21 protein-coding genes and 1 other annotated feature are annotated in these 23057 nt (G+C 41.7%); of the genes, 7 read left to right on the plus strand and 14 right to left on the minus strand.

Annotated features, from left to right (window positions below):
• The first annotated feature begins 4 nt into the window (after positions 1–4).
• Complete coding sequence (locus MKX52_RS10600) at positions 5–1357, plus strand: IS1182 family transposase (protein ID WP_253602410.1); 1353 nt, start codon at positions 5–7, stop codon at positions 1355–1357.
• 120 nt (positions 1358–1477) lie between these two features.
• On the opposite strand, the gene coaA is transcribed toward MKX52_RS10600, so the two are convergent.
• Positions 1478–2437, minus strand: coding sequence for a type I pantothenate kinase (coaA, locus tag MKX52_RS10605; protein ID WP_041815698.1), 960 nt, complete (start codon positions 2435–2437; stop codon positions 1478–1480).
• A gap of 186 nt (positions 2438–2623) precedes the next feature.
• Here coaA and MKX52_RS10610 point away from each other — a divergent pair, with 186 nt between their 5' ends.
• Positions 2624–3952: a CoA-disulfide reductase gene (locus MKX52_RS10610; protein ID WP_144470711.1), complete on the plus strand. Its 1329-nt coding sequence runs from the start codon at positions 2624–2626 to the stop codon at positions 3950–3952.
• A 65-nt stretch (positions 3953–4017) separates the two neighbouring features.
• Here MKX52_RS10610 and MKX52_RS10615 read toward each other — a convergent pair whose 3' ends face one another.
• Both MKX52_RS10615 and MKX52_RS10620 read right to left on the minus strand, forming a co-directional pair.
• Entirely contained in the window at positions 4018–4794 is a 777-nt protein-coding gene (locus MKX52_RS10615; RefSeq protein ID WP_342490669.1) for an SDR family oxidoreductase, read from the minus strand.
• A gap of 12 nt (positions 4795–4806) precedes the next feature.
• A complete protein-coding gene (locus tag MKX52_RS10620; RefSeq protein WP_342490670.1) occupies positions 4807–5757 on the minus strand; it encodes an MBL fold metallo-hydrolase in 951 nt (316 codons plus the stop codon).
• Between the two features lie 169 nt (positions 5758–5926).
• Positions 5927–6138: a binding site (T-box leader), on the plus strand.
• Positions 6139–6179: 41 nt separating this feature from the next.
• Between MKX52_RS10620 and proC the strand changes: the two genes are divergently transcribed.
• Both proC and MKX52_RS10630 read left to right on the plus strand, forming a co-directional pair.
• On the plus strand, positions 6180–7007 hold the full coding sequence (gene proC, locus MKX52_RS10625; RefSeq protein WP_088000265.1) for a pyrroline-5-carboxylate reductase: 828 nt from the start codon (positions 6180–6182) through the stop codon (positions 7005–7007).
• Positions 7008–7160: 153 nt separating this feature from the next.
• Entirely contained in the window at positions 7161–7433 is a 273-nt protein-coding gene (locus MKX52_RS10630; RefSeq protein ID WP_012010478.1) for an antimicrobial peptide LCI, read from the plus strand.
• A gap of 146 nt (positions 7434–7579) precedes the next feature.
• Here MKX52_RS10630 and MKX52_RS10635 read toward each other — a convergent pair whose 3' ends face one another.
• Positions 7580–9193, minus strand: a complete 1614-nt coding sequence (locus MKX52_RS10635; protein WP_342490671.1) for a M20/M25/M40 family metallo-hydrolase — start codon at positions 9191–9193, stop codon at positions 7580–7582.
• Positions 9194–9332: 139 nt separating this feature from the next.
• Between MKX52_RS10635 and namA the strand changes: the two genes are divergently transcribed.
• Together namA and MKX52_RS10645 are read left to right on the plus strand one after the other, a co-directional pair.
• Entirely contained in the window at positions 9333–10349 is a 1017-nt protein-coding gene (gene namA / locus MKX52_RS10640) for an NADPH dehydrogenase NamA (RefSeq protein ID WP_342490672.1), read from the plus strand.
• Positions 10350–10469: 120 nt separating this feature from the next.
• Complete coding sequence (locus tag MKX52_RS10645) at positions 10470–11234, plus strand: alpha/beta hydrolase (RefSeq protein WP_216889484.1); 765 nt, start codon at positions 10470–10472, stop codon at positions 11232–11234.
• 45 nt (positions 11235–11279) lie between these two features.
• Here the strand turns inward: MKX52_RS10645 and MKX52_RS10650 are convergent, their stop codons facing one another.
• Together MKX52_RS10650 and rnz are read right to left on the minus strand one after the other, a co-directional pair.
• Positions 11280–12587, minus strand: coding sequence for an aminotransferase class I/II-fold pyridoxal phosphate-dependent enzyme (locus MKX52_RS10650; RefSeq protein WP_342490673.1), 1308 nt, complete (start codon positions 12585–12587; stop codon positions 11280–11282).
• Between the two features lie 139 nt (positions 12588–12726).
• On the minus strand, positions 12727–13656 hold the full coding sequence (rnz, locus tag MKX52_RS10655; RefSeq protein ID WP_342490674.1) for a ribonuclease Z: 930 nt from the start codon (positions 13654–13656) through the stop codon (positions 12727–12729).
• Positions 13657–13876: 220 nt separating this feature from the next.
• Here rnz and zwf point away from each other — a divergent pair, with 220 nt between their 5' ends.
• The gene (gene zwf / locus MKX52_RS10660; RefSeq protein ID WP_342490675.1) at positions 13877–15352 is read left to right on the plus strand and encodes a glucose-6-phosphate dehydrogenase; all 1476 of its coding nucleotides are present in this window, start codon (positions 13877–13879) and stop codon (positions 15350–15352) included.
• Positions 15353–15399: 47 nt separating this feature from the next.
• Here the strand turns inward: zwf and MKX52_RS10665 are convergent, their stop codons facing one another.
• The 8 genes from MKX52_RS10665 to gndA form a co-directional block, all read right to left on the minus strand.
• Positions 15400–16122, minus strand: coding sequence for a GntR family transcriptional regulator (locus tag MKX52_RS10665; protein WP_024422902.1), 723 nt, complete (start codon positions 16120–16122; stop codon positions 15400–15402).
• Positions 16123–16275: 153 nt separating this feature from the next.
• Positions 16276–17682 (minus strand): glycoside hydrolase family 1 protein, encoded by a 1407-nt coding sequence (locus tag MKX52_RS10670; protein ID WP_342490676.1) that lies wholly within the window; start codon positions 17680–17682, stop codon positions 16276–16278.
• Positions 17666–19012, minus strand: coding sequence for a PTS cellobiose transporter subunit IIC (gene celB / locus MKX52_RS10675; RefSeq protein WP_342490677.1), 1347 nt, complete (start codon positions 19010–19012; stop codon positions 17666–17668). Before celB ends, MKX52_RS10670 begins: the two co-directional genes overlap by 17 nt.
• Before the next feature lie 25 nt (positions 19013–19037).
• Complete coding sequence (locus MKX52_RS10680) at positions 19038–19370, minus strand: PTS lactose/cellobiose transporter subunit IIA (RefSeq protein ID WP_342490678.1); 333 nt, start codon at positions 19368–19370, stop codon at positions 19038–19040.
• A 3-nt stretch (positions 19371–19373) separates the two neighbouring features.
• Entirely contained in the window at positions 19374–19685 is a 312-nt protein-coding gene (locus MKX52_RS10685; protein ID WP_012010489.1) for a PTS sugar transporter subunit IIB, read from the minus strand.
• Between the two features lie 141 nt (positions 19686–19826).
• The gene (locus MKX52_RS10690) at positions 19827–20612 is read right to left on the minus strand and encodes an SDR family oxidoreductase (RefSeq protein WP_216885935.1); all 786 of its coding nucleotides are present in this window, start codon (positions 20610–20612) and stop codon (positions 19827–19829) included.
• A gap of 12 nt (positions 20613–20624) precedes the next feature.
• The gene (locus tag MKX52_RS10695) at positions 20625–21473 is read right to left on the minus strand and encodes a GRP family sugar transporter (RefSeq protein ID WP_012010491.1); all 849 of its coding nucleotides are present in this window, start codon (positions 21471–21473) and stop codon (positions 20625–20627) included.
• Positions 21474–21590: 117 nt separating this feature from the next.
• On the minus strand, positions 21591–23000 hold the full coding sequence (gene gndA / locus MKX52_RS10700) for an NADP-dependent phosphogluconate dehydrogenase (protein WP_012010492.1): 1410 nt from the start codon (positions 22998–23000) through the stop codon (positions 21591–21593).
• Positions 23001–23057: the final 57 nt, after the last annotated feature.

Here is a 23057-nt window from a genome sequence, read left to right on the forward strand (position 1 = left end):
TCTCATGTTCCACACTAGAAATTCTTCTCAGCACGAAGCCGAATTTGTATTGCTAGATCAACTGGTCGAAGAGGATCACCTGCTTCGTAAAATTGATCAGTACATTGATTTTTCATTTATCGTAGATAAAGTAAAACCCTATTATAGTGAAAATAAAGGTCGTCCTTCCCTTGATCCGCTTATTTTGTTCAAAATGATGTTTATCGGATACCTTTACGGTATCCGTTCTGAAAGACAACTCGAAAAAGAAATTTACTATAACATGGCGTATAGATGGTTTTTAGGTTTGAACATCAATGATCCCGTTCCCCATCACTCCACTATTAGTTGGAATCGTCGTACTCGATTTAAAAATACAACGATTTTTCAAGACATTTTCGATGAGATTGTGCTTCAAGCTATCAATCATGATATGGTAGGAGGTCGCGTTCTTTTTACTGATTCAACTCATCTTAAAGCCAATGCTAATAAACATAAATATACGAGAAAAACGATTGAACAAGATACCCAGAACTATATCAATGATTTAGAAGAAGCAGTCCAAGAAGATCGGGTGGCACATGGAAAAAAGCTCTTAAAGGTAAAAGAGGAGGTGAAAACAGAAAAAGACATTCGTCAAAGTATGACTGATCCTGAAAGCGGCTATCTATATCGCGAAAACAAGCCTGAAGGCTTTTTCTACCTAGACCACCGGACAACAGATATGAAGTATAATATCATCACCGATGCTCATGTCACGCCTGGAAATGTCCATGATTCTGTTCCATATCTTGATCGGTTAGATCACCAAATCGCACGATTTGGTTTTCAAGTAGAAGCTGTTGCGCTTGATTCAGGTTATTTGACAACACCAATTTGTAAAGGTTTATCTGATCGACATATTTTTGGTGTCATTGCCCATAGACGTTTTCATCCAACAAGAGGATTATTTGAGAAGTGGAAGTTTCAGTATGATTCTGAAAATGATCATTACATATGCCCAAAAGGTGAGAAGCTTTTATATACGACAACAGATCGAAAAGGTTATCGATTCTACAAATCAGATCCTAAAAAATGTGCATCGTGTCCTTTCCTTGAAAGATGCACAAGGTCGAAAAATCATCAAAGAGTCATCTCAAGACACATATGGGAAGAACATAAAGAAAAGATCAGACAGAATCGTCTAACTGTTTCTGGAAAAGAGCTATATAAAAAAAGAAAAGAAAAAATAGAGCGAAGCTTTGCAGATTCAAAACAACTGCATGGGCTTCGCTACTGCCGGTTAAGGGGGAAACAAAATGTGAGTGAGCAAGTTCTCCTCACAGCTGCGTGCCAGAACATGAAAAAGATTGCCACACACCTAGCGAAGCTAGGCTAGGTGTGTGGGAGGCCTTTTTCATTAAATCTCATCCATCATAATTACGATGAAAATAAAAAAGCCTGTAGAAAAACATGAGTTTCTCTACAAGCTGACCGCTCTCGTATGAGCGGTTTTTCTTTATACTCGGCGGATAGCAATCTCTTCCACCTTATGCCGATCACCTTTTTTCAAAATGAGATCAGCTCGATATTTTGTCGGTAAAATATTTTGATATAAATTAGGGCGATTGACCGTATTCCAAATGGTGCTTGCCATGTGATCTGCCTCTTCATCTGTCAAATCTTTGTATTGATGAAAGAAGGATTCAGGGTCTTGGAAAGCTGTTTCCCTCAACAAACGGAACCGTTCTTTATACCATGATTGAATTTGCGTTTCAGCCGCATCTACATAAATGGAAAAATCAAAGAAATCTGATACAAACACACGCGGTTCATCCTTCAGATCATCCAGTGCTGGGGATTGCAGCACATTGATGCCTTCAATAATGACAATATCGGCATCCTCCACCGTTTCATACACCCCTTCAAGCCGGTCATAGGTCAGATGCGAATAGACCGGGGCATGTACAGTCTGTTTCCCTGATTTTAATTCGTTTAAAAAAGACAACAAGGCTTTGACATCATAGCTTTCTGGGAAGCCCTTCTTTTCCATGAGTCCTCGATCCTTTAGTTCTTTTTGAGGATACAAAAAGCCATCCGTTGTCACAAGACTCACTTTCAGCCCATCCCCAAGCCTCGATAACAGCGTTTCAATGATACGGGCCGTTGTGCTTTTCCCGACAGCCACACTTCCAGCAATCCCAATTAGAAAAGGGATTTTCGCATGATGCGGGTAGTTTAAAAAGGCATTCACATGCTGATTTTTTTGTTTTTCTGCAAAGACATGCAATGTCAGAAAACGAATAAGTGGTATGTAAATATCTTGAACTTCTTCAAGCGATAAATAGTCATTTAATCCTTGAAGTGCTCTTGCTTCCTCTTCTGAAACAGATACCGGCATATATTCTCCAAGAGCAGACCAAGCCTCTCTTGTATGACGTGTATATAAAGTATTAAAATCTAGTCGCGCATCACTCAAAGTCTTTCCCACCAATCTTCACTAAACTCGTAACTAAAAAGACGATAATCCGATTGTAGCTTAAAATGAAGGCGCTGTCTTTATTTTTCCACTAAAGTTTACTTCTTTTGCGAAAAAAAGCATTAAAAAAAGGGAAATGAGGGTAAATAAGAGTATTCAGTTCGATAGATAGAAGGGAGCAACCAAATGAAATATGTGATCATTGGCGGAGATGCAGCAGGAATGAGCTGTGCGATGCAAATATATCGAGAGGACCCAGATGCACATATTGTCGCTTTTGAAAAAGGAGAGATTTTCTCATATGGACAGTGCGGCCTTCCCTACTTGATTGGCGGTCTCATTGATCATCACAGCAAGCTGATTGCACGCAGCGCTGAAACGTTTCGCGGCAAATACGGGATTGATGCTAGATGCTTACATGAAGTGACCTCCATTGACCCAAAGCAAAAAACGGTGTCAGGGTCTCATACAAAAACAAAAGAACCCTTTACCGAAAGCTATGACCGCCTCTTAATTGCCACAGGAGCAAGCCCGGTCACACTGAATTTAAATAATCAGCCGCTAGAAGGCGTACACGTATTAAAAACCATTCCGCATGCGCTGTCCATTCTAGACCATTTAAAACAAGATATCGCACATGTCACCATTATAGGCGGTGGATATATAGGCTTAGAGATGGCTGAAAATTTAAAAGCGCTGGGGAAAAAAGTACATATCATTCAGCGGGGTTCAACACTTGGCCCGGGCTTTGACCCCGATATGGCAAAGCATCTCAAAGAAGAGGCGGATGCCGAGGGCATTCACGTGACACTCGGGGAAACCGTGCAGACATTAGAGGGCAAGTCACATGTCACAGCTGTTCAAACAGACAAACAAACCATAAAAACAGATATGGTCATCATGGCCATCGGCGTCACCCCGCAAACATCCTTTTTAGACAAAACAGGAATCAAACGGCTTTCAAATGGCGCCATTGTTGTAAATGAATATATGCAAACCAATGTAAAAGACATCTACGCTGCAGGAGATTGCGCAGCCACTTATCATCGCATCAAACAATCACTCGATTATATTCCGCTCGGCACAACAGCGAATAAACAAGGGAGAATCGCAGGTTTTCATATGACGGGAACAAATCGGGCGTTTCAAGGGGTGACTGGAACGGCCGTCATGAAATTTATGAGCATGACAGCAGGACGAACGGGTTTATCTGAAAAGGAAGCACAAGCTGCTGATATTCCTTTTTCCACCATCACCATTGACAGTACGGATCACGCTGGATATTACCCAGATGCGCAGAAAATGAAAATCAAACTGATTTACAGAAGTGATGACTACACCTTGCTCGGTGCCCAAATCATCGGAAAAAGCGGTGTAGATAAACGGATCGATGTGATGGCAACTGCTCTTTACCAACAGCTAACCATAACAGATCTTGAAGATTTAGATATTAGCTATGCACCGCCTTTTAACAGTGTGTGGGACCCGCTTCAACAAGCAGCAAGACGGAGATGAAATAACGGTCAAAATGGCGTCTCATTTCAAAAAAAGAAACCAGTTCATAACCGGTTTCTTTTTTGTTATTTTTTCATCATCGCTTTGCGTGCTGCTTTTTCAAATAAAAATGGAAATAATTGATATAATTTACTGCCAGCATTCATCCAACCTGGCAGATTAATTTCTCTTTTTTTCGTCATCATAGCGGATACGACCTTCCCAGCCACTTTGTCCGCACTAAGCATCATGAATTCAACATTCTTCACATATTCACCGCTGCGATCGGCGATGGTAAAGAAGTCAGTGGCAATCGGGCCTGGATTCACTGTGGTGACGTGAATGCCGATATCTGACAGCTCCATTCTGAGACTGTTTGAAAAACCAAGGACGGCATGCTTGGATGCAGAATAAATGGCTGATTTCGGGGTGGCAATCTTTCCTGCCTGGGAGGCAATATTGATAATATGTCCATGTCCTCTTTGTTTCATCTCTGGGATGACCTTTTTCGTGCAGGCGATTAAACCAAACACGTTTACTTCAAACATCGACACCATTTCCTCAATAGATGCATCCTCAACGAGGTCAAACGCACCAAAACCGGCATTGTTCACCAAAATATCAACTGCCCCTACTTCTTCATATGCGCGATTAATGTCCTCAAGGTGACTGACATCTAGCTCCACGATCCGACACACCCCGCCAGCACTCGTAATCTTTTCTTTTACACCCGTTAACTTTTCAATTCGTCTTGCTGAAATAATAATCTCTGCGCCCTCTTCTGCTGCCAAGTACGCCATTTTTTCACCAATGCCACCAGATGCGCCTGTAATCCATATTCTCTTTCCTGTTAATCGTCCCATGCGTTTCACTCCTTAGTTTGCCTTGTAATAGAGAATTCCATCTTTTTGCACTTCTTCAATTTGTCCAGCTTCTAAGAGGACATCAAGCTGCCCAACTGTCTCCGACATCGTTAAAAATAAGGCCTCTTCGTAAAGCACTGGAAATAGCTTGCGGCAAAGATGAAAGGCAGTCATTTCTTTTCGTTTAAGTAGCTGATACATCGTATTTGCCCGTTTTTCTTGTTTCTTAAATCTTTCTTCGATTAATTCATGATGAGACGTGATGAGCTGCCCGTGGCCTGGATAAATCGTCTTGATTGGTAGATGTAGTAATCGATTGAGTGATGCTTTATATTGAAGCAGCGATTTTTGGCGCTCCTCCCCTTCATACGGCGCTTCCATTAAAGGGTTTGAGGAAATGGTTGTCAAAAGCAGATCTCCACCAATGAAATGGCCCGTTGTTTCATCTAGAAAGGAAAGATGAGATTGTGCATGTCCCGGTGTTTCCATCACAAAGAACTGTTCATGCCCTTTCAACCGATCGCCTTCTTTGATGACGTCATCTACATGTGCAGTACAGGAATATGTATACGATTGCTTCACGATTCTTTCACACTCATCAGGGCGAAGCGGCACACCTAACTGCTGAAAAAGGTGTTTCGTAAAAGCAATTTGGCGCTCTTTAAACAAAGGGTCTTGGCTAATATACGGCTCATTCAACTGATGTCCGATCACGCGGACATGAGGTGTCATCAGATTTAAAAGACCGACATGATCGGCATGATGATGGGTCAACACCACTTGATCAATATCGTCAATTGATAAACGATGCTCATGTAATTGCGTGACAAAGGCGTGCTCCGCCTCTTCTGTCATCGGCCCGCAGTCCACTAAGGTCACAGCTTCACCTTTTAAAATATATGCATGTACATCCCCCACAGCGAATGGTGTCGGGATGGATAATTGAATGATGTCTTCTTTCACTTTTTTATGTCATCTCCTGATTTTTGACTCATGGTTCATTGTCATTTCGTCTTCTTTAATCATTGTATCCTGCAAAGGGCAGACTGTCATGCGGTTTAGGCGGTCAATTTTTTTGTCTGTCCCTATTGACACAAACTTGTCCATCGTTGCATAATGAACAACAAATATAAGATGCGCGATGACAAGGATTAGTAAGCAAAATAATGATGCAAGAGAGTGAGGTCCACCGGCTGTAAGACTTCACCATCCTCTTATTTGCTGAACCTGCCCTTTGAGCTGTTAGGCAAACCTAAACGTTTCCCGCGTTAAGGGACTAGAGCTGAGTATGCATATTTGCATGCTAATTGAGGGTGGTACCGCGAAAAACCTTTCGTCCTTTTCAGGCGAGAGGTTTTTTTATTTTCTACAAGGAGGAGCAGCTTATGAGTAAAATTGGATTTATTGGTGCAGGCTCAATGGCAGAGTCTATGATAAAAGGTTTATTAAAAAGCGGCATCATGTCAAATGAAGATATGATTGTCACAAACAAAACAAATGAAAAACGGCTAGAAGAATTAAAGGTGCGTTATGGGGTGAAAACGGATTTCTCTCGTTCTTTTATTTATGAAGAAGCCGATATTCTCGTATTTGCTTTAAAACCGAAAGATGCGGAAAGCGGGATATCTGAAGTGCGGCCTCATTTACAAGGGCAGCTGATCATTTCGATTTTAGCGGGCATCTCCATCGAAACGATTCAACACTATGCTGGCGAGAAGACTGCAGTGGTTCGCGCGATGCCAAATACATCTGCGGCCATTCAGCAATCAGCAACAGGCATTGCCGTTAGTCAAGAAGTGACAGAGGATCAAAAGAAAAAAGCAATCGAGCTGTTTGAAACGATCGGTCATGTGACGGTATTAGATGAATCACAGCTAAATGCTGTTACGGCTATTGCAGGAAGCGGCCCAGCCTTTATTTATCATTTGATTGAAGGAATGGAGCGTGGCGCTTCGGAACTTGGGATGGACCAAGCAACAGCGAAGCTGCTCATCTGCCAAATGATTGCGGGCGCCGCAAACATGCTTCAAAGCAGCGGTAAAGAACCTGCTGAACTGCGCAAAGAAATCACAAGTGAAGGCGGAACGACAGAAGCCGGCCTGAACACACTTGCTTCCTATCAATTTGAAGAAGCCGTTGTCGATTGTGTCAAAACCGCAACAAAACGCGCAGCAGAATTAAACGAAATGTTTTCAGCAAACACGTATAAATGATAGAGAAAAGCACCTGTTTTGATGACAGGTGCTTTTTATTTTTATCTAATAAGTGATTTGTCACAAATAATTAACAAATATTAACAAGGGATATATTACCTTTTATCGAATTACTTATATGTACCATAAAAATGAGGAAGAGGAGTGTTTTAAATGAAATTAGTTAAGGTTCTTACTGGATCCGCATTGTCACTCGCTTTACTTTTTTCCGCAGCACCGGCATTTGCTACAAGTGCACATTCTAATGCAGAGGATGTCCGTGTTACAAGTGATTTTAAAGCTCAACTTTACACATGGGATATTACCAACTCTACTGGTATTTTTGCCAATTCGTTTGAACAAGATGGGATTAAGTGGTATATAAAGGGCATCACTAAAAATTCTGATGGAACTTGGACAGCTCATTATGAGGGTAGACGAGTATAATTCTAACTGGGAGCCTACGGCTCCCCTTACTATTTTAAAGTAATAAAACATTCTCCTCCCTTCTTCTTTTCTCATTAACCTTCATTTACTCTACATCTTCCACACAAAAGCTTCAAAGACTCTGAAACCTCGTACATAAACAAGACTTACTTTTTCTCTAACAAAGCATGAATCGCTGATTCTAGTAATTCTGGCAAAATGCCGAATGAGAACGGAATGTGCAGGCGCTCCGTCCATTTGTGCGGGTCCTTTCCTAATGGACCCACGTTGATGACTGGAACGTAAAGTGCTCCCTTTTCTCCTTCCGGTAAAGAATAACCTTTTTGGTAAAGCGGCATATTGGTCGTATAATGCCCTACGTTCTGTTTTTCGAGCTGTAAATAACTCAAATCAGACAATCCTGGAAAATATTTCACTTCTTCTATTTCAAGTCCATAACTCTTCTTTGCCTCTGTTTGAATCCTCTTTAAGGTTGCTTGGATATGCGGATCTTCCGTTGAGGAAACCGCTGGATAAAATGGCGGACTATAAAATAGAACAATAAGCGGCCCTTCTTCCTTACAAAGCGTCGTCAGCTCAGAAACGATTTTGGTTGAAAAATCACGATCTCCAAGCTCACCTCGATTGGCAAACGCATAGTTCACAATGCGTTCAACCTCTTGTTTACCTGAGCGTTCAGCAGCTTTTTGATACAGCTCTTGATACGTGAGAACGGTAATCCTTGTATCAATCGGTGTAAAAGGTTTAAAGCGCTGAAATTCTGCTGTTTTTTGTTTGAGATCAGCTTCGATTTGGTCTGCTGCTTGTTTCGCTGTGTCATAAAGAAGCCCGTGCAGTTCTTCACTTGAACGATTCATCATCAGCACATTAAATAAAGAAACAGCGGTGTGAGGTGTTTGAACGGAATAGGCTTCTTTTAAATCCTTTTGCATTAAATTGGTTGGAGGTGGCGTGACTTCACCGTCTACTTCCTCACAGTAATCACTATTCAGCTCTAACAGCCGATTTAATTCAGAGACCATAAAATTCGCATTTAAGCCTGAGAACGGCTCTCCTACATGTGTTTCAATTCCTTTACAGAAAAACCCGGCCAGCACCTTCCCTATACTGCCTGTATACATATAATAATGTTCATCACCAGGATATTTTTCAAACATAGGTTCACTGTTTAAGCATGCGGTATAATCAAGATTATGCTCTTCTTTAAGCTCCTTTAGTTTTGGAACAGCTTCAAGCATTCCTTGAGAATTCACTTCTTCATCTGGGACTGTGACGAGTAGGACATTTCCATCAAATGTCTCTGCCATCGCTCTTTCCAGCATAGACAGCTGCACAGTAAGACCTGCCTTCATATCCATGGCACCTCTTCCAAACAACCAGTCACCTGAAGCTAGATCTTCCCTTGCTCTTTTTGGGAGAAGCGCACTTTTTTGAGAAAATGACGCCATTAACTCCTCTGGCTTGCATGCCATGTTTTGAAATTCACCGTAATCTTCTGTATCGACGACATCGAAATGACTAAGCAGCAAAACGGTACGAGAAAGAGAACTACGCTTTACAAGCGCCGTTAAATAATATCGGCCATCTTTCATCGGATGCAAAGCCAAATGATCAGGGTTCTGCTTGTAATAAGGCCGCTCCCTCAATAAATAATATAAATATTCAGCTAATGCCACTTCTCCAGTTTTACCCGATATGCTTTCATACTGCATAAGAGCTGTGAGCAGTTCCTTTCGTTCACTCTCTGTTTGCCATTTCATCCGTTCTCCCCCTTTGCTTTCTATTTTCTCCATTATACAAAAACGTGTATAAAAGCTATATTCTTTGAGCACCTTTTATGACGAAAGTTTGAATGGCTGTTATAATCGGCTATACAATTCTATGAGGAGGCGAAGGTATTTGGAAACAAAACTCTTTTCACCTTGGACATTAAAAGGTGTGACGCTGAAAAATCGCATCGTGATGTCCCCGATGTGTATGTATTCATCCTATGATCGTGATGGGAAATTACAGCCTTTCCACTTTACACATTATATTTCCCGTGCCCAAGGTCAAGCTGGCCTGATCATGGTGGAGGCAAGTGCCGTTTCACCCGAGGGAAGAATTAGTGATCAAGATCTCGGGATTTGGAGTGATGAGCACATTGAAGGCTTCGCTTCATTAAACGAACAAATCAAAGCATACGGAACTAAGACAGCCATCCAGCTGGCTCATGCAGGACGTAAAGCTGAACTAGATGGTGACATCCTGGCACCATCCAGCATTCCATTTGATGAACAGTCTAAAATCCCTGTCCAAATGTCTGTCGATCAAATCAAAGATACCGTTCAGGCGTTTCAGGATGCAGCTGTCCGGGCAAAAAAGGCCGGCTTTGACATCATTGAAATTCATGGGGCACATGGATATTTGATTAATGAGTTTCTTTCACCGCTAGCAAATCATCGAACAGATGATTATGGCGGTTCACCAGAGAACCGTTACCGTTTCTTAAGAGAAGTTGTCGATGCAGTCAATGAAGTATGGGACGGACCATTATTTGTCCGTGTGTCGGCTTCTGACTACACGACAAAAGGACTTGACATTGCCGATTACATTGGCATTGCGACATGGCTGAAGGAACAAGGTGTCGACTTAATCGATGTCAGCTCAGGCGCTGTCGTACAGGCGAGAATCAGCACATTCCCTGGCTACCAAGTGACCTTCGCAGAAAAAATCAAAGAAGGTGCCGGTATTCAAACAGGTGCTGTCGGACTGATCACATCTGGTGTACAGGCAGAGGAGATTTTACGAAATCAGCGTGCAGACTTAATTTTTATCGGCAGAGAATTTTTACGGGATCCATACTTTCCAAAAACAGCTGCTGAAGAGCTTCGTACATCCATCGAAGGCCCGCGTCAATATGACCGCGCTTGGTAAAAATGCATAGGAAAAAGGTGTCTATTTTTTGAAATAGGCATCTTTTTTATTTTTAAGAGAAACATCTCTGCCTTGTGTGCCGTCTTTTAGCTAAAGAACCACTTTAGAGGAGATGGAATAATGAACTCGGCAATGATTGAAAGAATGTATCATATAGATGGACACCATTTTTATACAAAACATCGTCAAGGTAAAAGGCAAGCCACCATTATCTTTGAAGCAGGCTACGGCATTTCCGGTGATACGTGGTCGAATATGGCCCGTGATATTGATCCTGAGCTTGGGGTTTTCTTATATGATCGGTTAGGAAATGGAAAAAGCAGTGACAGCAGTGAAGGAAGAACATTACATGATCTAGCAGATGATTTAGATGCGCTACTAGAAGAAGCCAATATTCAGCCGCCCTTTCTCATTGTAGCTCACTCATTTGGCTCACTTGTCAGCCGGTTATGGGCAAGCCGCAGAGGAGATGACGTCATTGGAATGGTGCTGTTAGACCCAGCAAGTGAGGAGCAAGAACAGGTCATCCTCCCGCTTTTATCTAAGGAAGAACGCACCTCATACATGGCGCAATTTACAGCAGAATGTACGCATGAGGACTTTCAGCAAATGCTAAGCACAATGAAAGAGGAACAAACCCATTATGGAATGATGCCGCTCCTTGTCATTTCATCAGGTAAGAACCGGTTGTTTCATCCAGCGCACGAGGCTTGGCTCAGACTTCATAAACGGATGCTGTCTTTGTCTTCCCAAAGTGGATGGATTCAAGCGCAGAACAGCTCGCACTATATTCATCATGATGAACCGCATATTGTACAGCTTGCGATCTATGATGTATGGTGCGCAGCCAAACAACCTGTTTCCTATTATCAAACAGCCAATTAAAAACAAAAACTCCTTGACTAGTGACGCGTCAAGGAGTTTTTTTCTTTATACCGTTGGAGCTGATTGGCTTTTTTTAGACAGCAGCTTTTCAATGCTGACAAGCTGAACACATAAAGTAAAGATGTCAATCGCTTGCTCTAGCTCTTCAAGTGATGGGAACGTTGGCGCAATGCGAATGTTACGATCAAGCGGATCTTTTCCATAAGGATAAGTCGCGCCTGCACCTGTCATGGTCACACCTGCTTCTTTTGCCTTTTGCACAACAGCTTTTGCACAATGATCGAGCGTATTTAAACTAATAAAATATCCGCCATTTGGCTTGTGCCATTCTGCAATGTCTTTTCCGCCAAGTGTTTCATCAAGAATGGAAAGAACTAGGTCAAACTTTGGCTTAATGATCGCTGCATGTTTTCTCATATGTTCCTTCAAGCCTTCTGGATTCTTAAAGAAACGAAGGTGTCTTAATTGATTGATTTTGTCTGGTCCGATCGTTTGAATCGATAATTGTTTTTGAGTGAAGCTTACATTATCCGGGCTAGATGCCATGAGTGCAATACCAGAGCCTGGGAATGTAATTTTAGAAGTAGACGCAAACATAAACACACGATGAGGGTGCCCTGCTTCCTCTACTGCTTGAAAAATATCTTTTAACGTATCAGGCGTATCCGTTAAGTGATGGACTGCGTATGCATCATCCCAAAAAATGCGGAAGTCGTCTGCTTTTGTTTTCATTGAAGCAAGGCGATCAACCACCTCATCTGAATACGTAATGCCATCTGGGTTGCTATATTTTGGTACACACCAAATACCTTTAATCGCTTCATCCTCTGCAACCAATTTTTCGACCTGATCCATATCAGGTCCATCAGCTTTCATATCTACCGTGATCATCTCTATGTTAAATAGCTCACAAATGGAAAAGTGACGGTCATATCCTGGGCTTGGTGCAAGGAATTTTACCTTTGGCAGCTTCCCCCAAGGTGTTTTGCTATCATATACGCCGTGGGTCATGGCACGGGCAATGGTATCGTGCATCATATTCAGGCTGGAATTACCGCCGATGATGATTTGTTCTGGCTTTAGATTGAGCACATCTGCAAAAAATGTCTTCGTTTCAGAAAGCCCTGTCAAACCGCCATAGTTACGCACATCTGTGCCATCTTCAGCCGTCATCGCATCCTTTGATGTGACAACATCGAGCATGCCCATAGACAAATCGAGCTGTTTTGGTGAAGGTTTTCCTCTAGACATGTCTAAGTGTAAGTTTTTACTTTTATACGTTTCGTACTCATCTTGTAGTGCTGCATATAGGTCATTTAATTCTGCTTCACTTAACGCTGTAAAACCGCTCATCTTTGATTGTGCCTCCCGTATTCTTCATAGTTTCATTCGTCATTTGTTTTTTCTTCACCATTTTACCACTACCTGAAAAAGAGAGTCATTATAAATATCAAAAAAATCGCACAACTTTTTTTGACGATTCATCCAATTTTTACAGGGTGCGGTCAATTGAAAAAGAAGAGAAATCCTGCGCAGCTTCTGTCAGCGGGAATATATCGCGGGCTTCTTTCAATAATTGGTTTAGTGCCTCTTCTCCTTGATAACGTGCACTAATATGGGTCAAAATTAATCTTTTTGCGCCTGCTTCCTGCGCTGTTTTCGCTGCTTGTTCTGTCGTGCTGTGATAATAATTGTAGGCTAGATCAGCATCTTCTTTACCGAATGTTGCTTCATGGACTAACACATCCGCATCCTTGGCAAGCCTTGTTATATTCTCGCATAAACGGGTATCTCCTGAAAATGCAACGATTCTCCCTTTTTTAGGGGGTTCCAAATAATCGATTCCATCAATGATTCTTCCATCTTCGAGCGTCACGGTATCCCCATTTTTTAACTTCTGATACAAAGGTCCAGGTTTTACACCGATTTCTTTTAGGTCTTCGGCTTTTAATGCACCAGGTACATCTTTTTCGACTACCCGATAGCCGTAAGCTGGAATACCGTGAGATACTCGTCTTGCTTCTACTTGAAAGGTATCATCTTCAAATACGACCCCTTCATCTATCTCTATGATATGCAGCGGATATGTCAAATGCGTTTGTGTAGCTGAAAGTGTTGCGTTCACAAACGCTTTGATGCCCTTAGGTCCATAGATTGTTAGTTCATCCTCTCCGCCTTGAAAGGATCTGCTGCCAAGCAGTCCTGGGAGACCGTATACATGATCACCATGCATATGAGTGATAAATATTTTCTCAATCTTTCTCGGTTTAATCGTTGTATGTAATATTTGATGCTGCGTCGCTTCTCCGCAATCAAAAAGCCAGACTGCTTTTCTTTCTTCTAAAAGCTTTAGCGCAGTGCAAGTGACGTTTCTAGTTTTCGCAGGAATGCCTGCACCAGTTCCTAAAAAGAGCAGTTCCATTACTTTTCCTCCTAAAGCCGGTATACAATATCTTCATTCATATAGAATACATGAAGACAGGGTAAATGTGAATTCAGCGGAATTTTTGAAAAAAGTGAAACGGGAGCATAAAATTCGAATCAAATGTTTGCTTTACGAACAATGAACCTTTAAAATAAAGAAAATGTACATACATTCTCGGTTTTTACAACAATGCTACGAATAAAGTGAGGTACTTTTCGTGAATACAGAAACTAACAATCCAAAAGCAGTCATTGTCATTTTTGGCGCAACAGGAGACCTTGCCAAACGCAAGCTCTACCCTTCTATACATAGACTTTATCATAGCGGAAAACTTGGCGATCAATTCGCCGTGGTCGGTGTTGGACGCCGTCCGTGGTCTCATGAGGACCTACGAGCTGTGGTGAAAGAATCTGTTTCTTCTGATGATGCAGAAGCGAAAATAGAGGAATTCAGTTCACATTTTTATTATCACGATTTTGACGTATCTAACCCTGCTTCCTATCAATCGCTTAACACACTTCTAGCAGGCCTTGAAGATACGTACAGTATCCCAAACAACCGGATGTTCTATTTAGCGATGGCACCGGAATTCTTCGGAACGATTGCAAAGTTCCTAAAAAGTGAAGGCGTATCAAAAACAACTGGCTGGTCAAGACTTGTCATTGAAAAACCATTTGGCCATGACTTGCCAAGTGCGAAAAAGTTAAATGAAGAAATTCGGGATGCATTCTCTGAAGATCAAATTTATCGTATTGACCACTACCTTGGTAAACAAATGGTGCAAAACATTGAGGTCATCCGTTTTGCAAATGCCATCTTTGAACCACTTTGGACAAACCGATATATCTCAAACATTCAAATTACATCTAGTGAATCATTAGGGGTTGAAGACCGGGCCCGCTATTACGAAAGTTCAGGTGCACTAAGAGATATGGTTCAAAACCATATGCTTCAAATGGTTGCACTTTTAGCAATGGAGCCGCCAATTAAGCTGAATACCGAGGAAATCCGCAGTGAAAAACGGAAAGCATTACGCGCTCTTCGTCCTTTCTCAAAAGATGAGGTTGATCAATTCTTTGTCCGCGGACAGTATGATGCTGGTACAGTTGATGGTGGTATGGTTCCTTCCTATCTTGAAGAGCAAAATGTTGACCCGAACTCAAATACGGAAACATTCGTTGCCGGGAAGCTGCTCATTGATAACTTTAGATGGGCAGGCGTGCCATTTTACATTCGTACTGGAAAACGTTTAGAAAATAAATCTACTCAGATTGTTGTTCAATTTAAAGACATTCCAATGAACTTGTACTATGGGAACGGAAATTCCATGCATCCGAACTTACTCGTCATTCATATTCAGCCAGATGAAGGTATTACCCTTCACCTGAACGCGCGTAAGCTTGATGGCGGTACATTTGCAAAGCCGATTAAGCTCGACTACCAAACAAACTATAACGACATCATGAATACACCAGAAGCCTATGAAAAGCTGATTCATGACTGCTTGCTAGGCGATGCGACAAACTTTGCTCACTGGGACGAAGTGGCACTTTCTTGGAACTTCGTTGATCCGATTTCTGAGAAATGGGCAGAAAGCAAAACATTAAAACCAAACTATCCTGCTGGTTCCATGGGACCGAAAGAAGCTGATGAGCTTCTAGAAAAAGATGGATACCATTGGTGGAACATATAAAATCAAATGAAAAAAGAGCAGTCTCCCTTGGGGGTTCTGCTCTTTTTTTAACGTCCTGTTTTCGTGATTTCAACCGTTGAAAAGTCAAATTTATCATAGCGATGATGGCTAAATGAATATTCAAAAGGCTGCCCTGCGTTTAAATAAGCAACCTGCTCGACTTCAAGCACAGGATCTGTTGGGTCACACCCTAAATACTGCTGATCCAGCTGATCTGATTTAGCCGCTCTAATTTTCTTGTGCGCTCCTGCTATTTTTAAATGAAGCTGATTTGAAATGTAGCCATAGATAGAACCCAGCAGAACTTCTTCATCTATGCCCTTAATGAGATTGACAGGCATAAACGTTTTTTCTAATACATAAGGCTCTTCATCCACAAGACGGAGCCGGATGATATCATAAACAGGTGTGGTTGAGTCAATAGATAGATGGGCTGCCACCTCTTCGCTTGGAAAATGGACATCAAAATGAATGATTTGAGTCGTGACGTTTTTATCCGCCATGACTTTTGTAAATCCTTTATTTTCATGTCCTGACACATTAATAGCCCCTTGATTGAGCGCTGCCTTCACAATAAATGTACCGTGTCCTCTTTTTCTAAAGAGCAGACCTTCTGCTACGAGAAGATCGAGCGCACGCTTCATCGTCATTCGGCTGCATTGAAATTCAGCGGCAAGCGAGTTTTCATCTGGAATGGGTTGATCTTCTGGATAATATGCTGTTCCTATTCGTTTTCTGATTTCTTCTGAAATGAGTTCATACTTTTTCATCTCACACCACCAACTGACTTGTTTTTTCATAGCTTCCTCTCATTCTACACTAAGCCTAGTGAGCTTAAAAGGTACCAGCCACTTTTGTTTCATCCACTTACCGTCACATAAGAAAAATACTTGCCCTTTTCAAGGAAAGAGCAAGTATTTTGATTAAAAACCGTTATTTTTTGATACCGATTGAAACCAGTATCCGCTTTTCTTAATGGTACGTTTTCCGTCTTCTTGAAGATCAACTGAGACAAACCCATAGCGATTCTTATAGGCATTCGACCATGACCAGTTATCCATAAACGTCCACAGATGATAACCTTTTATATTACTTCCTTCTTGAATGGCTTGATGAACCCATTTAAGATGCTCAGCAATAAAATCAATACGGTAATCGTCATGAATCATTCCTTCTTCATCCTTAAACCGCTCTTCTCCTTCGACACCCATTCCATTTTCAGAAATAAAGCATTCAATATTATCATAGTCTGTTTGGACTTTTTTCAATATATCATAAATGCCTTTTTCATAGATTTCCCAGCCACGGTACACATTCATTTTTCTTCCCGGCATGTCAAACGCATCAAAATAATGATTTGGCATAAATGGTGCATTTGGATGCGGCATATGCTCTTTCGCTTTCACTCTTCTTGGTTGATAATAGTTGATCCCAAGGAGGTCGACGGTATTCTCTTGAATGAGCTCAAGATCTCCTTCTTGCATACTTGGCATAAAGCCTTCCTTCTTTAAGACCTCTACTAGTTTTTCTGGGAAATGTCCCTTCACCGCAGGATCTAGGAAGGACCGGTTAAAGAAAGCATCCGCCATCTCAGCTGCTTCTACGTCGCGCGGATTCTGGCTCCTCGGATAAGATGGGGTAAGATTGAGGATGATGCCAATCTTACCGTCTTGCTTCAGCTTTTTATAAGCCGCTATCGCCTTCGCATTTGATAAAAGTTCATGATAACCGACCTGTACAGCTTTTTGGAAATCGACTTCGTTCGGATAATGAAAGCTATACATATATCCGCCCTCTACAGGAACGATCGGTTCATTATGAGTAAACCATTTTTTCACCCGGTCGCCAAATAATTGAAAGCACAATTCCGCATAGCTCACATAATCATCTACCACTTGTCTATTGACCCAGCCGCCTTTTTCCTGCAGCGCCATCGGCATATCGAAATGGTACAGGTTCACAAACGGTTCAATATCATGTGCAATCAGTTCATTGATCACATCATTGTAAAAAGATACTGCTTCTTCATTTACCGCACCTGTCCCTTCAGGTAAGAGACGTGACCATGAAATGGACAATCGGAATGAATTGTGCCCAATTTCTTTCATCAAACGAATATCCTCTTTATATTTTCTGTAAAATTGGGATGTCACGTTCGGTCCTACACCATCAAAAAAACGAGTCGGCTCTTGCTCAAACCAATGATCCCAAATATTCGGCCCTTTTCCATCACCAGGGACGCTACCTTCTGTTTGCGTAGCAGAGGCAGAAGATCCCCACCAGAAACCTTCTGGAAATGTATATGATTGTTTGTTATTTTCCATCAACATGTATTGAGTCTCCTTCACCTTTGATGTTGGTTGTCTTTGTTTTTTCCGTTGTGGTTATTTTTTCATTTTTCACATTCATACGGTCAATAAACTTCAGGAATGGGAACCAAATAACAAACACGATCATCAGGTTAAACAGCTGAAGCAGACCACCCGCTAGTGAATTGGTTGCCATTATTCCACTTATAAAGATCGGCACTGTCCAAGGAATATTTACGCCCGTCGGCGGCGGTACAATGCCTGATGCCATCGCAAAATAAGAAATACATGTAATAACCATTGGTGCCAAAATCCATGGAATGAGAATAAGCGGGTTCATGACAATCGGTAAACCGAAAATAATCGGTTCATTGACGTTAAATAATCCTGGTCCTAAGCCAAGCTTTGCTACTTGTTTTAATTGCTTACTTTTCAGGAAAATTAAAATCGTAAACACAACGGCTAGCGTCATACCGGTTCCGCCCATACCAACCGTATAAATTTCGATAAACTGCTTACTGATGATATTCGGAACCTCACCCGTTTTTGTATAGCTTTCAAGGTTTTGAATGGACAACGTATTCCAAATGGGGTCCATGACAGAGTTGATAATAATTTGTCCGTGAAGCCCAAAGAACCAAAGAATTTGTATAAAGAAAACAGCGATTAAGGTCGGAATGATACCGCTTCCAAGACCGACAAGCGGTGCCTGAATCGCATGATAAATCAGGTCATGCATATTTGTTTTGAAGCCTTGTGTAATGATGATATTGATCAGTAAAAAGGTTGTGAGTGTCAAAGTAGCCGGGATGAGTGCAGCAAAAGACTTTGAAACAGCTGGCGGAACTCCTTGCGGCATATTGATGACAAATTTCTTATGGACAAAATAACGATAAATTTCAGCAGACAAAAAGCCTGTGATCATTCCAAGGAACATCCCCTTTGCTCCTAAACGATCGACTGGAATTACGCCTGCAATAGATGCACCACCTTCTTGTTCTAGTAAAAATGGTGTCAGAAGTAGGAAAGAGGCTAATGCAATCACGCCGCCAAATACAGCTTCCACATCATAGCTTTTCGATAAATAGTAGCCAATCCCAAATACAACAAACACACTCATAATGCTGATGGTCGCACTTGGCGCGATATTCAGTGCAGACTGGACGCCTTCCAGTGCGGTTTGACTCATGATTTTATCTAAAAATGGCAAATTCATTAGCACAACCATAATGGAACCAAAAATAGTAAGCGGGAACGCAAGCATAAAGGCATCCCGTAATACACCTAAATAGCGGTTGTTGTTCAGTCTCCCAGCAATCGGAACCAAAATAGCACTTATTTTATCAAACATTGGTTTCCCCCCTTGTTTACACCCTTTATTGTTTAAGCGATTGGAAAATCGGTAGAAGCTCTCCCACAAGCTCCTTGATCGTCATAGTCGACATTAAGTGATCTTCTGCATGCATGAGCAATAAGGAGAAAGGCGTTTTCTCCCCGCCTGCCTCTTGCTGTACGAGTTGAAAATGGATGCCATGTGCACGACGTAAATCTTCTTCTGCTTCTTTCATTAGACCAAATGCCTCATCTTCTTGACCTTCTCGAAATTGTTTAAGAGATTGAAGCAATTTGCTGCGGGCATTTCCGCTGTGTAAGATCAATTGAAAACTGACTTGTTCCTCCGTGAGCCCTTCGAGTGTTTTCTTTTCCATTCTTTACGATTCCTCCATCAATGAAACAGCTTGTTCATACGCTTTTTGCCCATCGGCAAGCCCGTACGCCTGCATATCGATGACCTCCACTGCAATTCCGTATTTTGTTGCTTCTTTTTGAAGATCCCCTTTTAAAAAGCTCATTTGCGGTCCAATTAACACAACATCCGCATTCGCCATTTCTTTTCTTGCTTGATCTTGCCCGACTGCCCAAATGTCTGCCTCGTCCCCTATAGAGTCGGCATGAGCCTTCATCTTTGTAACTAGTAAACTTGTAGACATTCCTGAACTGCATGCTAATAAAATACGTTTCATTTCTCTCACCCCATTGTTGTAATAAAAGCGCTTCCAGTTAATATTATATATTTTTATTTCTAAATGTCTAGACATTTAGAATCATTTGTCTGTATTTTATATAAAAAAAGAGCGTATGTGTGTACGCTCTTTTTTTTCTTCTTATCCTTTTCCTGCTTGAAAGCCAGGATACTTTGTCATGCCGCCGTCCACATAGAGCGTCAAGCCTGTCACGTAGCTTGCCTCTTTTGACGCCAGCCACACAGCACATGCTGCCACTTCTTCAGGTTTTCCAATATAACCAATGGGGATCAGTTCAATCACACCTTTTTTCAATGCGGGATCATCGAATTTTTCCGCATTAATCGGGGTATCGATAGCGCCCGGTGCAATACTGTTAACACGGATTTTTTTAGGGGCATATTCTAGTGCTAGCGTTTCTGTCAGCAGCTTGGCGCCCCCTTTACTTGCTGCATAATGCACGAAATGTGGCCAAGGGATTTGCTGGTGAACCGACGACATATTGATGATTGCCCCTTCTATTCCGTGATCTGTCATATACTTGAGTGCATCACGGCAGCCGAGAAACATACCTGTCAAATTCGTCGACATGACTTTGTTCCAATTATCCAGCGTCATTTCGGTAGAAGGCACTTCGTTTTCAATACCTGCGTTATTGATCATGACATCAAGACTGCCAAATGTATCAACAGCTTTATCAATCATTGCCCTCATATCCTCTTCCTTCGAGACATCTGCCTTGATTTTCACAGCCTGTCCGCCATTTTTTTGAATATCTGCAATGGTGTCATCTGGATTTTCTTGATCTGAGAAATAATTGATCACCACATTGGCTTTTTCTTGTCCAAACCGACGCGCCATCGCTTGACCTATTCCTGTACCAGCTCCTGTAATCAGGACTGTTTTTCCTTCTAAATCTGGATACATTCGTTTAACCTCCTATTTTGTAAAGCCTAGCAGCACGCCGCCTGCAATGATCATCAAACAGCCTGCAATGACAAAGCTTGTTCTGGATGCTTTCTCTTTTAATAAATAAATCCCGCCTAATGTTGAGATAACAATCCCTGTCTGTGACATCGAAAAACTTACGGCGACACCAATGAGCGGGATGGCCAAAAGAAGTCCGAGATTTCCTGTCGACCAAACAAGACCGGCAATGATATTTTTAAACGTATATTTACTAAACGGATTCTGCTTGAGACTAATCGCCAAGGATGAAAGCAGCATGCCGACTGATTGCGGAACGAGAGCAGACCAACCATCAATATGAAACCACCTTAAAATGACGACATATCCAACGTAGCCAACCGTTGAAATAAGAAGAATGACGATCCCTTTTTTAAAATTGCCTCCATCGTTCCCACCGCCATTCTTTTTTTGACCGAGCGATGTCAGCACAACACCTGCAATAATCAGTAAAATGGCACAAGAACCAATAAGTATGACCGTCATCGTTTGCCATTCTTTGAAGACCATGACGCCAAATAAAGTCGTGCTCACAAGCTGCATACCTGTTGACAAAGGAACCGCCTTCGAGACTCCGAGAAACGCAACGCTTGAAAGCTGATTCATTTGTCCAATGCTCCAAAAGATGCCTGAAATGACAGAAACCGCAAAAATAAATGGTGTCAGCTCTGGCATTTTGATAAAGAAGGCTGCAATTGAAAAGATAAATGCGCCAAGCGTTATACCGAGGGTTTGTTGGTATGCATTCCCGCCAAGTTTGACACTGATGAGAACAATACTCCCCCAAAATATCGCTGGGAGAAGTGCATATAAAATGCCCACTTCGATCCCTACTTTCTTTTCTTTTTTACATAGCATCCCTCTTTTTCGCATTTTTAGCCGAAAAGATGCAAACAAAAAAACCTTACCGAAGGGTAAGGTTTTTCAGTCGTTCTATGTTTATTTCATCCATTCTGTATGGAAGATGCCTTCTTTATCTGTGCGCTCATACGTATGTGCACCGAAATAGTCACGCTGTGCTTGAATTAAGTTCGCTGGCAAGACAGCTGTGCGATAGCTATCAAAGTAAGCAAGTGCACTTGAGAATGAAGGAACAGGAACTCCTTGCTCCACTGCAAGTGAAATGACTTTACGAAGAGATGATTGATAGCTTTGAGCAATATCCTTAAAGTAAGGATCAAGCAATAAGTTTTTTAGTTCTGGGTTACGGTCATATGCTTCTTTAATTTGTTGTAAGAAGGCTGCACGAATGATACATCCACCACGGAAGATCATTGCAATTTCACCGTATTTTAAATCCCAGTTATACTCGTCAGATGCTGCTTTCATTTGCGCAAAACCTTGTGCATATGAGCAGATTTTACTCATGAATAGAGCTTTTCTAACCGCTTCGATCAGCTCTTGTTTATTCTCTGCTGATTGCGCTGGCTTAGGACCTTCGATTAATTGACTTGCTTCAACACGCTCATCTTTCATTGCTGAAATGTAGCGCGCGAAAACAGATTCAGTAATGATTGGAAGCGGAACACCTAGATCAAGAGAACTTTGGCTCGTCCATTTTCCAGTTCCTTTTTGTCCAGCTTTATCTAAGATCACATCCACAAGCGGCTGATTTGTTTCTTCATCCACTTTTGTGAAAATATCAGCTGTAATTTCAATTAAATAGCTGTCAAGCTCGCCTTTATTCCATTCTGAGAATACTTCATGAAGCTCCTCTGCTGACAATCCTGCCACATGCTTCAAGATAAAGTATGATTCAGAAATCAATTGCATGTCTCCGTACTCGATGCCGTTATGGACCATTTTGACATAATGTCCTGCTCCATCTGGGCCGATATACGTTGTACATGGCTCGCCATCTACTTTCGCAGAAATCGCTTCTAGAATTGGTTTCACTAGCTCATGCGCTTCTTTTTGACCGCCTGGCATGATCGATGGACCTTTTAGTGCACCTTCTTCACCGCCGGAAACACCTGTACCAATGAAGTGAATACCACTTTCCGCAAGCTCTTGATTACGTCTTTGCGTATCCTTGTAATATGTATTTCCACCATCAATTAAGATGTCACCTTTCTCTAGGTGAGGAAGTAATGATTGAATGGTTGCATCCGTTGCTGCACCAGCTTTTACCATTAAAAGAATTTTACGCGGTGTTTCAAGCGACTGAACAAATTCTTCGATGCTATATGTGCCTACAACATTTTTCCCATTTGATTCTTCGAGAAACTCTTCTGTTTTGCTGCTAGATCTGTTATAAACGGACACGGAGAACCCGCGGCTTTCAATATTAAGGGCAAGGTTTTTACCCATAACGGCTAGTCCAACCACACCGATTTGTTGTTTTGACATAATTCTGACGTCCCTTCTAACACACTATATTGATTACTGCTGAAATGATGTACCCTT

The organism is Bacillus sp. FSL R5-0422, from assembly GCF_038610765.1.
In the GTDB taxonomy this organism is placed as follows: Bacteria; Bacillota; Bacilli; order Bacillales; family Bacillaceae; genus Bacillus; species Bacillus pumilus_O.

Excerpts from the sequence above, each read along its gene's own strand:
- MKX52_RS10635 (WP_342490671.1), bottom strand. The coding sequence starts at position 9,193 with ATGAAATGGCAAACAGAGAGTGAACGAAAGGAACTGCTCACAGCTCTT.
- celB (WP_342490677.1), bottom strand. The coding sequence starts at position 19,012 with ATGTTTGATAAAATAAGTGCTATTTTGGTTCCGATTGCTGGGAGACTG.
- MKX52_RS10690 (WP_216885935.1), bottom strand. The coding sequence starts at position 20,612 with ATGTATCCAGATTTAGAAGGAAAAACAGTCCTGATTACAGGAGCTGGT.
- MKX52_RS10645 (WP_216889484.1), top strand. The coding sequence starts at position 10,470 with ATGAACTCGGCAATGATTGAAAGAATGTATCATATAGATGGACACCAT.
- MKX52_RS10600 (WP_253602410.1), top strand. The coding sequence starts at position 5 with ATGTTCCACACTAGAAATTCTTCTCAGCACGAAGCCGAATTTGTATTG.
- MKX52_RS10615 (WP_342490669.1), bottom strand. The coding sequence starts at position 4,794 with ATGGGACGATTAACAGGAAAGAGAATATGGATTACAGGCGCATCTGGT.
- MKX52_RS10650 (WP_342490673.1), bottom strand. The coding sequence starts at position 12,587 with ATGAGCGGTTTTACAGCGTTAAGTGAAGCAGAATTAAATGACCTATAT.
- MKX52_RS10680 (WP_342490678.1), bottom strand. The coding sequence starts at position 19,370 with ATGGAAAAGAAAACACTCGAAGGGCTCACGGAGGAACAAGTCAGTTTT.
- MKX52_RS10610 (WP_144470711.1), top strand. The coding sequence starts at position 2,624 with ATGAAATATGTGATCATTGGCGGAGATGCAGCAGGAATGAGCTGTGCG.
- rnz (WP_342490674.1), bottom strand. The coding sequence starts at position 13,656 with ATGGAACTGCTCTTTTTAGGAACTGGTGCAGGCATTCCTGCGAAAACT.
- gndA (WP_012010492.1), bottom strand. The coding sequence starts at position 23,000 with ATGTCAAAACAACAAATCGGTGTGGTTGGACTAGCCGTTATGGGTAAA.
- MKX52_RS10630 (WP_012010478.1), top strand. The coding sequence starts at position 7,161 with ATGAAATTAGTTAAGGTTCTTACTGGATCCGCATTGTCACTCGCTTTA.
- proC (WP_088000265.1), top strand. The coding sequence starts at position 6,180 with ATGAGTAAAATTGGATTTATTGGTGCAGGCTCAATGGCAGAGTCTATG.
- MKX52_RS10665 (WP_024422902.1), bottom strand. The coding sequence starts at position 16,122 with ATGAAAAAGTATGAACTCATTTCAGAAGAAATCAGAAAACGAATAGGA.
- MKX52_RS10670 (WP_342490676.1), bottom strand. The coding sequence starts at position 17,682 with ATGTTGATGGAAAATAACAAACAATCATATACATTTCCAGAAGGTTTC.
- MKX52_RS10685 (WP_012010489.1), bottom strand. The coding sequence starts at position 19,685 with ATGAAACGTATTTTATTAGCATGCAGTTCAGGAATGTCTACAAGTTTA.